The sequence below is a fragment of the Streptomyces sirii genome (assembly GCF_045690365.1).
In the GTDB taxonomy this organism is placed as follows: Bacteria; Actinomycetota; Actinomycetes; order Streptomycetales; family Streptomycetaceae; genus Streptomyces; species Streptomyces sirii.
In genome coordinates this window covers 488,400-502,510 of sequence record NZ_CP147982.1, presented here as the reverse complement: position 1 = coordinate 502,510, position 14,111 = coordinate 488,400, and the positions used below count along the sequence as shown (strand labels likewise).

The following is a 14,111-nucleotide window of genomic DNA, read 5'->3' as shown; positions in this document are numbered from 1 at the left end:
GGGGCTTCTCGACGTGGGCGGTCAGGGCAGGATCTCGATGTAGCCGTCGGTTCCGTGCACCCGGATCCGCTGCCCGTCCCGGATGAGCCGGGTGGCCTGCTCCACGCCCACTACGGCCGGCAAGCCGTACTCGCGGGCGATCACTGCGCCATGGGTCATCAGGCCGCCCACCTCGGTCACCAGGCCTGCGATTCCGACGAACAGCGGCGACCAACTGGGGTCCGTGAAGGTCGTGACCAGGATGTCGCCCGCTTCGAGATCGGCCTCCGCCATGTCAAGGATGACGCGGGCCCTTCCCTCGATGGTCCCGGCGGAAACCGGTAGGCCGACCAGGGCGCCGGCCGGCACGTCGTCGCGCCGGTACGCCCCCGTGACGGCCTCACCATCCGAGGTGAGCACCCGGGGCGGTGTGAGCGCGTGGTACGACCGGAACGCGTCCTTGCGCTGCTGGATGAGCTGGTCATCCACCTGGTGCGAGCGCACGACGTCGTGGAACTCCTGGAACGTGAGGTAGAAGACGTCCTCCTTCTCAGGAAGCACCTTGGCCCGCACGAGGCGCTCGGCCTCCGCCAGCAGGGCCTGCTTGTAGACGAAGTAGCGGCTGATGATGCCGTACTTCGGGTACTCCCGGTACCCGATGAAGGTTCGGACCCGGTCGATCATCCGCTTGGCCTCGTCGGCTTTCCGGTCCCCGTCCGGCAGGGCCCGCAAGCGTGACAGCACGTCCTGTTCCTTCTTCTGCGCCTTCTGCCGCCCTTGCTCGAAGCGTCGCTCGGCGGCGCCCGGCTCGAAGTTCCTGACGTTGTCGAGGATCACGGGCACGAGCGTGGTGGGGCGCTCGCGCCAACGCGGCCTCGTGATGTCGATCTCGCCGACGCAGCGCATGCCGTACCGGTCGAGGTAGGCCTCGATGGCGTCGCGCGCCTCGGGCCCGCCCGCGAGCTTCGCCAGCTCGTCCAGGAAGCCCTCGTCCTCGACGTCCTGCAGGAACGCCACCACTTCCGGCTGCGGGCGGATCACGTCCGCGACGTCGAGCAGCGCCAGTCCCATCTCCGACGTGACGTTGTCGGGGGCGGACAGCGTGAGGGTGTCAGCCGCGTTCTTCTCGCCCAGCCACTCCTGCAGCTTGTCGTTGAGCCACCACGTGGCCTCCATCCCCGCCATGATCGCCTGCATGCTCAGCGGATCACCGAGGACCCGCTTGTGCTCCTCGAAGGCCTCCAGCAGGAAGTCGAACAGCGCCGGTCCGGTCTTCGTCCGGATGTCGCGCTCCAGGGCGGCGATGGACGCCTGGCTGCGCTCGATCAGCTCGGTGACGATGGCCGGATCGGTCTCGATCGGGGCGGGCGCAGCGCCGGCCGGCGGCCCGCCGGGACCCGTGTCCGGGAGCGACGGGACGAAGTCGTCCCGGTCGAGGACGGTCTCCAGAGCGTCTCTGATCAGCGGATCGCCCCTCCCCAGGACGTCCAGGAGGCCGGCGCGGCTCGCGGGCGAGGCCAGACGCCGGGTGACGTCGACGAACAGCCTCCCGCCGGCCTCGTGCATCGGCACCATGGCCGTCAGCTGCCACATGGAGAGCCCCAGGGGCCTCATGGGGTCGGTCATCATCTGCCCATGACCGACGGAGACGTAGACGTGATTCTCCTGGTCGCCGTCGCCGGTCTCGGGGATGGGGAACAGTGTGGTGATCGGCCGGCTCTGAACGATCTGGAAGCCGTCATCGGCCAGGCCCCATTCGATGTCCTGCGGCCGGCCGAAGTGCGCTTCGATCCGCCGCCCGAGCCGCACGAGCCGCACGACCTGCGCATCCGTCAGCGCCGGCTGCTCCTGCCGCTGCGAGTCGATCGCCACTTCCTGCGTACCGCCGGCCGGCAGGGCGTGCACGGCACGCTGTTTGGCGGCGATCGTCTTGGATACGACTTCGCCGTCCCGCACCTTGAAGACGTCCGGGTTCACCAGGCCGGAGACCAGGGCCTCGCCGAGGCCGAAGCCGGCGTCCACGGTGGCGACCTCCCGGTTGCCCGTGACGGGGTCGGCCGTGAACAGGATGCCGGCCGCATGCGGGAAGACCATCTGCTGCACGACCACGGCCATGTGGACCGTACGGTGGTCGATGCCGTTGCGCTGACGGTAGGTCACCGCTCGCTCGGTGAACAGCGAGGCCCAGCACCGGCTGATGTGCTGGAGGATCGCCGTCGGCCCCACGACGTTCAGGTACGTGTCCTGCTGGCCGGCGAAGGAGGCCGTCGGCAGGTCCTCTGCCGTCGCGCTGGACCGGACGGCGTAGGCGGCCTGCTCGCCGAGCCGGGCGAGCGCGTGGGTGATCGCCGCCGCGAGATCGTCCGGGATGGCAATCGCTTCGATGGTCCGGCGAATCTGCGCGCTGAGCGTGCCGATCGCCTCCCGGTCGTCCGGGTTCAAGCGCGACAGCTGATCGAGCCGATCGTCGATCGACGGCGCCTCCGCCATGATCCGCCGGAAGGCGTCCGTCGTCACGCAAAAGCCCCTCGGCACGCGGATGCCTTCGATCCGCGACAGCTCGCCCAGGTGCGCGCCCTTGCCGCCAACGACCGTGACCCGCATCTCGTCAGCCTCTTGAAGATCCCACACATACTGCTTGATCATCGCGACCCCTCCGAGGCGGTCGTGCTCCCCTGCACTGTGGTGGCCGATCGCATCACCGGCGCCTCCAGCCCAGTCGAACCTCCGGAGGGGCACGTCCTCATCTCCCGCACTGCCATTCCCACCACTGGTTCGACGTGATCGCGTCCCCCATACATCGACAACAACACACGCACGTCGTGCCCTCATTTCCGCAGGTAGTGGCCTCGGCCGATGATTCTGCGCTGTGACCCGGGCCTTGCCGCAAGCCCCCCGGTGCGCTATATCTTGGTAGTGGCAGGGAGAGCGATCTCCCTGCCTTTGCCTTTTGGTGCCCGCTGGAACTGGCAAGCCTCTCGCCACGCCACGCGAGTGCTGAGCCAGGCTCGCCAAACGGACGCTTGGCGGTTCCCGTAGCTCGAATCGACCGCAAGTCGCGCCACCAGATCGGCGGGCGGGCCGGTGGCGGCCAGGCCCGCGACGGGCCCGGTGGCCGGCTCCTTGGTACCCGGGCGGAGCGCGGCGACGCTTCGCGGGCCAGCCGCTCGAACGGCAGGGTTCGGGAGTTGATGCCCTGCCCCCCCGGCCCGTTCGAGAAGCCTGGTGTCCCGCGCACGAACGATGCGCGGGACACCAGGCTCTTCCGGCTCAGTTCTTGCCGGTGGCCGAGGCCCCGGTCACCGGCCGCTCCGGGCCGGCAGTCGGCCGCAGTCGCCGCCGGCGCACTTGCTCAACCAGTCGGCGAAGTCGGCGTCGTACTTGGTGCCGATGGTGTCGCGGAGCAGGGCGTGGGCGGCGTCGTACTCGCCTGCGCGGTAGTGGCCGAGCAGGGTGGCCACGTCCTCGGGGTGCGACTGGAGCATGTAACGCACGCCCAGATAGCCCCACTGGTAGATACGGGTGGTGTCGGCGTTGTCGTAGGTGGTCTCGAAGAGCTGGCTGAGCTTGTAGGTGTTCTTGCCCGCCTCCTCGATCGCCCTGTCATAGGTGACGCCGCGGTACGAGTAGGAGACGTACTCGGCGAAACCCTCGACCCACATCACGGTCGGCGTGGTCTGCCCGGCGGCGAAGTCGCCGAACATGTCGAAGCGGCCGTCGAGGTAGTGGGTGTACTCGTGGTTGAGGTTCCAGATCTGGAAGGCGCCGTCCTGGGCCGGCTGCTCGTAGGCGATGAAGCGCGGCTGGTTGCCCTCAGCGGCCGGGTCGCCCTCCAGGTACATGCCGCCGTTGTTGGTGTCGATGCCGAAGACGACACCGGCGTAGGTCTTGTAGTCGGTGCTGGAGTTGAAGGCGACGATCTCGATGTTGGTGTTCTTGTCGTCCTTGACCGGACCGTTGTCCTTGACGATGCCGTGGAAGACCGGGTCCTGCTTGAGGATGCTGTCGCAGGTGGCCGAGAGTTCGGACGCGGACATCTCCTGTGCGAGGATCTTCGCGCTCGGACCGCATTCGTGCTTGACCTTCAGCACGGCGTCGCGCACGCGGTTCTGCAGGTCACAGGTGTCGTACTCGGCGCAGTTCGCCTTGTCGAACTGGTCCGTCATCTCGGCGAGGCCGACCCAGAGCGGGGCGGTGCGCCCGGTGATCTCGCTCCGGCCGAGCAGCTCCTTGACCAACGGCTTGACGGTGTCCTTGATGTCGGCGTGCTGCAGAAAGCGGCCGAGTTCGCGTCCGGCGTTGCTGGCCAGGTAGGACTTGTCGGTGCCGAGCAGATCGTCGTGGGCGACGGCGAAGTCACGCAGTCCGGTCAGGACACTCGGGTCGGCCTTCACGGCTTCCACGAATTCCGGCACCTGGTGGCCGCGGAACAGCACGGTGTAGGTGTTGTTGACCGCCGCGACCATCCAGTAGAACTGGTCGTACGACGAGTTGTAGTCCTTCTGCAGACGCTTGACCACGTCGAGGTAGCGGGCGTTCTCTCCGGAGCTGTCGATCAGGGTGACCGTCTCGGCCAGGGTTTCTCCGTTGGCCTCGGTGACGTCGAAGGCGTGGGATGAGCCGAAGAAGCCGTCCAGGGCGCCCTGAATGGCGCTCTTCAGCGTCGGGCCGTATTCGCCGACGTTCTCCGGCTGGTTGTACTGGATGTAGTAGCCGGCGCGCAGGTACAGCACCACCTGGGCTGCGGAAGTGCTGTTGTCCCCTGGGTAGTTGGTCGCGACGTCCTTGAGTGCGTTCGCCACCGTGACCATCTGTTCCTCGCGGAAGAGGGCCCTGGAGTCCTCGCCGGCCACGCTGAACAGCGTGTTGATACAGGCGGTTTCCGACTTCTTGATCTGCTCGACGAGGGCGGCACCGGTCTTCGAGGTGAAGTCGCTGACGTTACAGTCCGCCGCGGCCTTCGCCGCTGAGCGGGCCTTCTTGCGCTCTGCGGCGTTCTGGGTCGCGGGGAGCGGAGGACGATGCGCGGAGTTCGCGGTGTTCGTGGCCGATCGCGCGGGGGTGGCGGCGTGTCCGGGTGCGAGATCGGCGGCGAGCACGGTGGCGGAGGCGGGCTGCGGGGCAGCGGCCGACCTCGGTGCGGTCTTGGCTGCTCCGGCGCCGGCCGGTGCCGCTCCGCCGTTGGGGGCGAGCAGGGTGAGCCCCAGGCCGGCGGCGGCCACGGTGGGTATCAGCAGTTGGGCGAGTTTCTTGAAGGTGGGGGGTCTGCGCATAGCGATGGCCTCCAGGCCGGTCGGCAGCCGTGCGAGGGGCACGGTGGTGGGGGGTGCGGACCGTGATGGCACGGGGAGTTGCGCACTCCCGGAGCTGTCATGCTCGCGAAAGTGTGACCGTACAATTTCACACTTCACATGGCAGCGAAAGGGGATGGAGGGCAAAACAAATGAGACTGACGTTCCGTCAGGGATGGACTCTGTAAGGGGCCTTGAGGCTCTCGGCCGGCCCGGCCTCCTCAAGCGTGCGGCGGAGGCGCCAGTCCTGGCCGTAGAGTGCATCCGGAGTGTTGGTTAGGGTGACAACCAGAGGCTGATCCCGATGCGCTCGACACGACGCCGACGGGCGGCAACAAGGGGGCGGCGACGTAATCCCGCAACGCCCGACGCTGCGCACGGCAGGCAAGAAGGTAAAGAAGGTCACTACCGCAGGTCTACCGGACGCGGTGGGCGTGTGACCGGCCGGTCGGCCCCCACGGTGCTGCCCCCATCGCTGCGCGCGTGGCTCGGGCTGATCGCGGCGCTCGCCACGTTGGTGGTCGTCGTGATCGGGGTCCTGTACGCCGGTCACAGCCAGCCCGGCAGGGTGGACAGGTGGATCATCCAGCCGACGGCGGACAGCGTGCGGCCGCCGTGGCGTCAAGTCGCTCTGGCCGCCGACTTCTTGGGGGAGCCCGCCGGAGCGGCGATTCTGGTCGTGGCCATCGTGACGGGCTGCCTGCTGCTTCGGCGTCCTCGCGCAGCGGTGTTCGTCGTCGTCGGGCTCGGCATGGCCGTGGGGACGGCGACGCTGATCAAGTCCCTGGTGGGACGCACCATCCACGGCGGCGACAACCTGTCCTACCCGAGCGGGCACACCGCCTTCCTCACCGCGCTCGCCCTCGTGATGGCGCTGCTCGCGACCGGCCGGCTCGGCCTCGGCAGGCGGGCCGGCACGTCACTCGTGCTCGCCGCGGCGCTGGTTGCCGGTGCCGCCATGGGCTGGGCACAGGTCGCCCTGGGTGCGCACTACCCGACCGATGTCCTCGGCGGAGGGTGCACCGCGCTGGCGGTGGTACCGGCGACCGCGTGGCTGGTCGACGGGATGGCCGACCGGCTGGTCGACCGGATGGCCGACGCCGGTCGGCGGGAGCATCGCTGACGTCACGCCACGTCACGCCACCTCGCATCACGCCAAGCGGCGGAATACGGGTTTCACCGGTCGCCCGGCCAGCCAGGGGGTGGGGTCGGTGGCGTCAAGCGCCTTCCGGTACACCGCACATGCCTGGGCCACCACATCGACGGTGCGGTCGATGTCGGCGTCGCCGAGCGCGCTGCTCACCACGAACGACGGGGCCAGCACCCCGCCCGCGAGGAGCCGGCGCAGGAACAGGGTGCGGTACTGCTGCGACGGCTGCCGGTTCTCGTCGAGGGTGGCGAAGACCAGGTTGCTGGCCCGGCCCCGGACGACGACGTGGTCGCCGACGCCCATGCTCGCCGCGGCGTCGCGGACACCGGCGGCCAACCGCTCGCCGAGGGCGTGCAGTCGCGCGGTGACGCCCTCCTCGACGTAGGTGGTCTGCACGGCCATCGCGGCGGCCAGCGAGTGCGTTTCCGCCCCGTGCGTGGTGGAGAGCAGGAACACCCGCTCGCCGGAGTGGCGCAGCCCGCCCCGCTCCATCAGCTCGCGGCGCCCGGCCAGCGCGGAGACGGCGAACCCGTTGCCCAGCGCCTTGCCGAACGTGGAGAGGTCGGGGACGACGCCGTACAGGCCCTGGGCACCCGCCTCCGACCAGCGAAAACCGGTGATCATCTCATCGAAGATCAGTACACAGCCGTGCCGGTCGGCCAGCTCGCGCAGACCGGCGAGGTAGCCCGGCGGAGGCTCGGTGTGGCCGGCGGGTTCGAGGATCAGGCAGGCGATCTCGTCCTTGTACCGGGTGAGCAGCTCCTCCGTGGCGGCCAGGTCCCCGTACGGGAACGCCACGGTGAGCTCGGTGGTCGCCGTCGGAACACCGGCGGACATCGGTGTGGTGCCGATGAACCAGTCGTCGACGGAGAAGAACGGATGGTCGGCGCAGAGGGCCACCCGCGGGCGCCCGGTGGCGGCGCGGGCGAGGCGCACCGCGGCGGTGGTGGCGTCGGAGCCGTTCTTCGCGAACTTCACCATCTCGGCGGTGGGCACCGTGGCCAGGAAGCGTTCCGCGGCCTCGACCTCCACGACGGACGGCCGGACGAAGTTGCTGCCCCGGTCGAGTTCCCGCCGCACCGCCTCGACCACGCGGGGGTGGGCGTGACCGAGACTGACCGACCGCAGGCCGGAGCCGTACTCGATGTAGCGGTTGCCGTCGATGTCCCAGACGTGGGCACCGCGGCCGTGGCTGATGACCGGGGCCAGGTTCTCGGGGTACTGGTCGTCGCCCTTGGCGTAGGTGTGGGCGCCCCCGGGGACCAGGACGTGCAGCCGTTCGTTCGCCGCCCGCGACCGGGGCAGGACGAACTCCTCGGTCTCTTCGGTGTGTTCGGTGTCCACGCCGACCTCAACTCTCTCTTTGCTGAAGGACCTTGGCGAGGCTCGGCGCCTCCCGGTCCCGCTGGGACATCGATGTGACCGGCAGCGGCCAGGGGATGGCGAGCTCCGGGTCGTCGAAGGCGATCGTCATGTCCTCGGCGGGATCGTGCGGGCGGTCGATGCGGTACGAGGTGTCGGCGGTTTTGGTCAGCGCCTGGAAGCCGTGCGCGCACCCCGCCGGGATGTACAGGGTCGTCTGCATCTCGCCGGACAGCTCGAAGAAGGCCGCGTTGCGGTAGGTCGGCGAGTCCGTCCGCAGGTCCACGACGACGTCGAAGATCCTCCCGTACGAGCACCGCACCAGCTTGGCCTCGCCGGCGCCGGAGCGCAGGTGCAGGCCGCGCAGCACGCCCCGGACCGAGCGGGACACGCTGTCCTGGATGAAGGCGTCCGGGTCGAGGCCCACGGAGCGGACCATGTCGGCGTCGAAGGTGCGGCAGAAGAAGCCGCGTTCGTCGGTGTACGGGGTCGGTTCGAAGAGGTACGCGCCCGCGATCTCCGGGACTTCGGTCGCCTTCATGCGGATTCCTTCACGGTGCGGGTGGCGGTCTTCGTCGGGAACAGGGTCGTGGTCAAGGCGGTGAAGTGGTCCTTCAGTCGGCGGGCGGCGAGCTCGTTTCGCTCCGTGAGGGTCCGGCGTAGTTCCGCCGAGTTCTTCTCCAACTCCCGGAACTGTGCGAGCAGTCGGTCGGCGTCGACCTCGCGCGCCGGATGGCAGTACGAGGCGAGACCCATCCGATCCATGAGCGCGTCGCTCTTCGCCGCATAGCTGAGCGCGAGCGTCGGCGTGCCGACCTTCAGCGCGCAGATCAGGTTGTGGTAGCGGGTCGCCACCACGGTGTCGGCGGCCGCCGTCTCCTTCATCAGGTCGGCCAGCGAGCACGCCTCGGCAGCGGTGACCAGCGGTGAGTCCACCGCGTCGAGGATCGCGGCGGCCACCGGCGCGTCGCACTCGTCGCCGGTGAGCAACCGGACCGGCCTGCCGTCCTCGACCAGCGCGCGGACGAAGCGGGTCGTCCCGTCGAGGTAGCGCCGGTGGATCTCGTCGGCGCGGGCGCGGTCGTCGTTGCCGCCGTGGAAGTCCATGACGCCGACGCAGACCGGGCCTGGTGGACCCGAGGGTGTACTCGCCCGCGGCGTCGGCAGGGCGAAGGCGAGGTCCGGGTAGACCTCGTCGCGGGCGGTGTCCACGCCCATCTCCCGCATCGCGTCGCGGGATTGGACGTCCCGGTACGACCTGTAGGCGGCCAGCCGCGCCGACCAGCGCACCAGGGCCCGGGTCGGCCGGTTGGCGATCGGGGCGGCGCCGACGCCGACCAGCACGACCCGGGTGCGCAGCAGCCGGCCGGACGCGCAGAGCAGGAAGAGCGCGTACGGGAAGCCCCAGGGCCGCAGCGGTAGCGTGGCCTCCAGGACGCCCATGCCCGGCACGATCACCACGTCGTGCCGGCGCACCCAGGCGGCGGTGCGGACGGCGTCGACGAGTTTGCCCAGCCCCTTGCCCGCGATCGCGCCCGCACGGGACGCGGTCCGGTACTCCCCGCGGTACCAGTGCAGCCGCGTCGCGGGGATCCGGTACCGGGTCGCGACGACCTCGGGTCCGCCGCACAGCGCGTCCACGACCGCCTCCGGGTGCTCGGCGCGGAGGTACCCGAGCACGGCCTCCAGCGACCCGTCGTTGCCGAGATTGCCGGAGCCGAGCAGGCCGAACACCCCGACACGCACCGGGGTTTCGTCCGCGGACGTCATGCCTGCCCCCCTGTACGACCCTCACGGCCGGCGACGAGGGCGTCGACGGAGACGCTGAGCCGGGCCGGGTCGACCGGGGTGCGGTCCTCGACCCGCTCGCCGGCGCCCGGCCGGACCCGGCTCGTCATCCACGCGCCCAGGTGGCGGTAGCACGCGCGCCGGTCGGCCGGGGACAACGGCGCCCGCCGGATCGCCGAGGCGAAGCCCCGGACGTACTCGGCGAGCAGCCGGGGTGTCGGGTGCAGCGGGCCTGCCCGGCGCGGGTCCAGGTTGACGCACCGGGAGCGCTTGGAAGGGTTGGCCCGCTCGGCGCGGGTGGGGTGGTCGCGGCGGAAGTACAGCAGCTCCGGCACCTGATGGAAGGGCCCCTGGAGGACGATCTCGGCGACGAACGTGCGGTCCGCGTGGTGGTAGCTGTCGTGCGGCCTCACCCGGTGCAGCATGTCGGCACGCATCACCCCGTAGAAGTCGTCGCCACCGGGCTCGAACAGGAAGCTGCGGAAGCGCTCCGGCGCGCTCGGCGAGGCGGTGGCGAGCCCGTACTCGTACGTGACCTTCACCTGTCCTTCGCCGTCGATGACCGCCTGGTCGGAGTGCGCGAGGACCACGTCCGGCCGCTCGTCCAGCGCCTCCACACAGCGGCGCAGCAGGTCCCGGGCGTAAAGGTCGTCGTGCGAGGCCCACTTGAACAACTCGCCGCGGCACTCGGTGAACACGTAGTTGTGGTTCGGCGCGGCGCCGATGTTCCGGAGCAGCCGGAGGTAGCGGATGCGCGAGTCCTGCGCGGCGTACTTGCGGCAGATGTCCTCGGTCCCGTCGGTCGAGGCGTTGTCGGAGATGACCAGCTCGAAGTCCTCGTAGGTCTGGCCGAGGAGGGCGTCGAGCGATTCGGCGAGGTACTCCTCGCCGTTGTACACGGGCAGGCCGATGCTCAGCCTGGGTCGGGCGGTCATGGCGTCCTCACTTCGGGGATGGAGTCCTGGTGGTGCTCGCGTAGGGCGGAGCGCAGCTGGAGCCACCACACGGCGGAGGCGGCGAGGGTCGCGGTGGCGACGCCCCAGGCCGAGCCGACCGTGCCGGCCAGGGCCGCCCCGCCGAGCCCGCCCGCCACGTAGCAGGCGGAGGCGAACAGCTGGCAGCGCAGGCTGCGGCGGGCCGCGGCGAGCGCGCGCAGCCCGGCCGCCGCGCCGGTGCCGAGGCCGGCGCCCGCGACGCCGAGGGTGACCGGCACGATGAGCCGCGCGGCGGAGTGCCAGACGTCGCCGAGCACGAGCTCGCCGAGCCGGTCCGGCATCAGGAGCAGCGCCGCGCCCCAGAGCAGCGCGGCGACGGCCTGCCCCCCTCCCAGCAGGAGGCAGAACCTGCCGAGGCGGTGCGGGGCCCGCCGCAGCACCCGGGCCGCCTCCGCGACGGTGACCAGCGACAGCCCCATCAGCAGCGCGAGGAACGGGCCGAGCAGGAGCTCGGCGCCCCGGACCGCACCCACCGCGCCGACCCCGACGATCGCGCCGAGCCCGTACGCCCGCAGCTGGCTCGCGCCGCTGAGGCTGACGTTCTCGACCAGGTACCGGTAGCCGAGGTCGCGTTGCTCGCGAAGCCACGCGCGTGCCCGGGTCATCCGGGGCCGGATGCCGGACTGGATGCAGCCGTACCCCGCGGCCACCGTGGCGGACGCGCCCCAGGCGAGCACGAAGGCGGCCACGCTGCCCACGCGGGCCGCCACCACCATCGCCGGGACGAGCGCGACGCCCCACACGAGGTCGTTGACGAACGCCTTCCTCCCGTTGCCGGCGGCGAAAGACGCGTACCGCCAGGCGTCCTGCAGCAGCAGACCCGGCAGCACGATGCCGAGGCAGGCGAACGCGGTCCCCACGAGGCCGCCGAGACCCAGCCCGACCACCAGGCACGCCGCGCCGAGGGCGGCACCGACGCCGAGCGCGGTACCCGTCGACCGGGCCACCGCCCCGCGCCAGGACGCGTCCGACACACCGCTGAAGCGCACCACGAGCGGGTCGGTGGCAAGGCCGCGGGAGACGTTGAGGACCACGCCGTAGGTCACCCAGGCGAGGCTGAACACGCCGAACGCGGTCACCCCCAGCGAGCGGGCCACGTAGATCCCCACCGCGAAGTTGCTGATGCTGGAGGCCGCCTGGTCGGCCAGCCCCCAGGACAGCCGGCCGGCGAAGGCCCGCCGGGCGGATCCCGCCGGTGCCGTCGCCTTCTCCTCCTCGGTGGTCATTCGCGTCATGCCTTGATCAGACCGGCGCCGTGCAGGGCGTCGGCCGCGGTGGCGACGGCGCTGAACGGCAGCCCGGACCGCTCGGCGACGTCCAGCAGACTGTGCTCGCCGTCGGAGAGGCTGAGCACCCAGAGCATGGCCATCTGGGCCTGCTTGGTGTCGCTGCGGCCGCCGAGCGCGTCGTACAACCCGCGCCGGCCCAACTGCGGTTCGCCGTAGGGGCTGAGGTTGAGGTACCGCCGATTGCGGTCGAGGACGGCGAATGCCTCGCGGCAGACGGCGAGCGTGTCCGCCATCGCCTCCGGGGAGACGAAGTCGAGGTTGTCCGCCGAGGTGTGGTACTCGGGGTAGCCGGCGTACGGGGTCCGGCTGAGCGAGCCCACGCCGAGATCGAACCCGGGCGAGCAGAACTGCCGCTCGTCATAGCCGTACGGAGTGAACTCGGCGACGCGGTGCGGGCGTTCGGAGGCAGTGAGCACGTGCCGCATCACCCGGTCGATCTCCGCGTCGCCGCGCCTGCTCCGCTTGTACGTCAGCGAGCCCGAGTCGCCGGCGCAGGCCAGCACCAGTCCGTGCTTGACCTGCTCCACCCGCTCCGCGTTGCGGGCCAGCCAGGTGATCGCCCCGATGGTGCCGGGCGCGAAGATGAACCGGTAGGTGTAGTAGGGCGTCTGCTCGGCCAGCGCCCGGGCCAGGAACGTCGCCACCGCGATGCCGGCCAGGTTGTCGTTGGCCAGCGACGGGTGGCAGACGTGGCAGGAGACGATCACCTCGTCGGGGACCTGCCCGGGGACCACGTGCTCGGCGTAGGTGAGGTGGCCGTCCGCGAGTGTGGAGTCGATGCGCACCTCGTACTCGCCGTCCGGCAGCGCGTCCAGGGTCTCCTGGGCCAGGCAGAACCCCCATTCCGGCTTGTAGTAGCTGGTGCGGTACGGCACCCAGGTCGGGTGGTCCGGCAGGGTGTGCAGGTGTCCGCGCAGCTCGGCCAGCGGCATGGTCGCCGACACCGGCACGCTGTAGCCGAGCACGTGCAGGCTGGACGCGGCGAAGTCGACGACCCGCTTGCCGGCGGGGTCGGCGATGTACGCGTCCCGGATGTTCCACTCCTGCGGCACCGTCCAGTCGAGCACCTGCGTCCCGGTGGGCACCTCGTGCACCTGCAGCGGGATGTACTCGCCGACGATGTCCAGGGTGGCGCGCACACCGTCGCCGGTGATGCTCCGGCACAGCGGGTACAGCCGCTCCACCAGTGCGTGCATCTCTTCGCCGGCGCCTTCTCTTACACGCGTGGTCACCGGCGCCACCGCAGGGTGTCGTCGACGGCACCGGCGTCGGACGCCGCGCGCAGCACGGCCAGCCGGGTGAAGCGTCGCTCGAAGTCCTCCCGGGTCAGCCCGTGTTTCCGGTAGGCGTCGGCGAGTTCGAGCGCGCCCTGCTTCACCGTCCATTCGCAGTCGAAGCCGGGTATGGCCGTGCGGAACCGCGAGAAGTCCACGCGGTACGACCGCGGATCGGCACCGTTCTCCCCGGTGATCACCACCTTCGCGCCGGTCACCGCCTCGGCGACCTGCTCGGCGATCTCGGCGACCGTGACGTTGTTGATCTCGCTGCCGATGTTGAACGCCCGGTCGTGCACCGCTTCCGGCGGCGCGGTCAGCGCGGCCGCGAAGGCCCGTGCGATGTCGGCGGCGTGCACCAGCGGGCGCCAGGGGGTGCCGTCGGAGAGCACCAGCACCTCGCCGGACAGGAGCGCGTGCCCCACCAGGTTGTTCAGCACGATGTCGGCGCGCAGCCGGGGGGAGTGGCCGAAGGCGGTGGCGTTGCGCATGTACACCGGGCTGAAGTCGCCGTCGGCCAGCGCGTGCAGGTCGTCCTCCACGCGCACCTTGGACTCCGCGTACGGCGTCACCGGCCGCAGTGGGGCGTCCTCGGCCACCAGGTCGTCACCGCCGGCGGCGCCGTAGACCGAGCAGGTCGACGCGTACAGGAAGCGCCGCACTCCGGCGTCGCGGGCCAGCCGGGCCAGCCGCACGGACGCGTGGTGGTTGATGTCGTACGTCAGCTCCGGCGCCAGCGATCCCAGCGGGTCGTTGGACAGCGCGGCCAGGTGGATCACGGCGTCCACCCCGGCCACGTGGTCGGCCGTGACGTCGCGCAGGTCCACCCGATGCCCCGGAGGGTCCGCGGGCGTCGGGCCCAGCACGCAGTCGGCGAACAGGCCGGCGTCGAGTCCGACGACCTCGTGGCCGGCGGCCGCGAGTACCGGGGCCATCACGGTGCCCAGGTAGCCCTGGTGTCCGGTGAGTAGTACGCGCAAGGT

10 protein-coding genes are annotated in these 14,111 nt (G+C 70.7%); 1 reads left to right on the top strand and 9 read right to left on the bottom strand.

What is annotated here, in order from left to right; genetic code table 11:
* Window positions 1-21: 21 nt before the first annotated feature.
* Entirely contained in the window at window positions 22-2,625 is a 2,604-nt protein-coding gene (rph, locus tag WAB15_RS02330; protein ID WP_407285105.1) for a rifamycin-inactivating phosphotransferase, read from the bottom strand.
* A gap of 653 nt (window positions 2,626-3,278) precedes the next feature.
* Window positions 3,279-5,252: a collagenase gene (locus WAB15_RS02325; RefSeq protein WP_407285104.1), complete on the bottom strand. Its 1,974-nt coding sequence runs from the start codon at window positions 5,250-5,252 to the stop codon at window positions 3,279-3,281.
* 454 nt (window positions 5,253-5,706) lie between these two features.
* Between WAB15_RS02325 and WAB15_RS02320 the strand changes: the two genes are divergently transcribed.
* Window positions 5,707-6,393 carry a phosphatase PAP2 family protein gene (locus WAB15_RS02320; protein WP_407285103.1) on the top strand — a complete coding sequence of 229 codons (687 nt, stop codon included), beginning with the start codon at window positions 5,707-5,709 and terminating at the stop codon, window positions 6,391-6,393.
* A gap of 27 nt (window positions 6,394-6,420) precedes the next feature.
* Here WAB15_RS02320 and WAB15_RS02315 read toward each other — a convergent pair whose 3' ends face one another.
* The 7 genes from WAB15_RS02315 to WAB15_RS02285 are packed head-to-tail and all read right to left on the bottom strand — an operon-like array spanning window position 6,421 to window position 14,108.
* Complete coding sequence (locus WAB15_RS02315; protein ID WP_407285102.1) at window positions 6,421-7,764, bottom strand: glutamate-1-semialdehyde 2,1-aminomutase; 1,344 nt, start codon at window positions 7,762-7,764, stop codon at window positions 6,421-6,423.
* Between the two features lie 7 nt (window positions 7,765-7,771).
* Entirely contained in the window at window positions 7,772-8,323 is a 552-nt protein-coding gene (gene rfbC, locus WAB15_RS02310; protein WP_407285101.1) for a dTDP-4-dehydrorhamnose 3,5-epimerase, read from the bottom strand.
* Complete coding sequence (locus WAB15_RS02305) at window positions 8,320-9,552, bottom strand: polysaccharide pyruvyl transferase family protein (RefSeq protein ID WP_407285100.1); 1,233 nt, start codon at window positions 9,550-9,552, stop codon at window positions 8,320-8,322. The genes rfbC and WAB15_RS02305 overlap by 4 nt, the downstream gene beginning before the upstream one ends.
* Window positions 9,549-10,505, bottom strand: coding sequence for a glycosyltransferase family 2 protein (locus WAB15_RS02300; protein WP_407285099.1), 957 nt, complete (start codon window positions 10,503-10,505; stop codon window positions 9,549-9,551). Before WAB15_RS02300 ends, WAB15_RS02305 begins: the two co-directional genes overlap by 4 nt.
* On the bottom strand, window positions 10,502-11,791 hold the full coding sequence (locus WAB15_RS02295; protein WP_407289142.1) for a hypothetical protein: 1,290 nt from the start codon (window positions 11,789-11,791) through the stop codon (window positions 10,502-10,504). The genes WAB15_RS02300 and WAB15_RS02295 overlap by 4 nt, the downstream gene beginning before the upstream one ends.
* A 5-nt stretch (window positions 11,792-11,796) precedes the next feature.
* Window positions 11,797-13,050, bottom strand: a complete 1,254-nt coding sequence (locus tag WAB15_RS02290; protein ID WP_407289141.1) for a DUF4910 domain-containing protein — start codon at window positions 13,048-13,050, stop codon at window positions 11,797-11,799.
* A gap of 32 nt (window positions 13,051-13,082) precedes the next feature.
* Window positions 13,083-14,108, bottom strand: a complete 1,026-nt coding sequence (locus WAB15_RS02285; RefSeq protein ID WP_407285098.1) for an NAD-dependent epimerase/dehydratase family protein — start codon at window positions 14,106-14,108, stop codon at window positions 13,083-13,085.
* Between the last annotated feature and the right edge of the window lie 3 nt (window positions 14,109-14,111).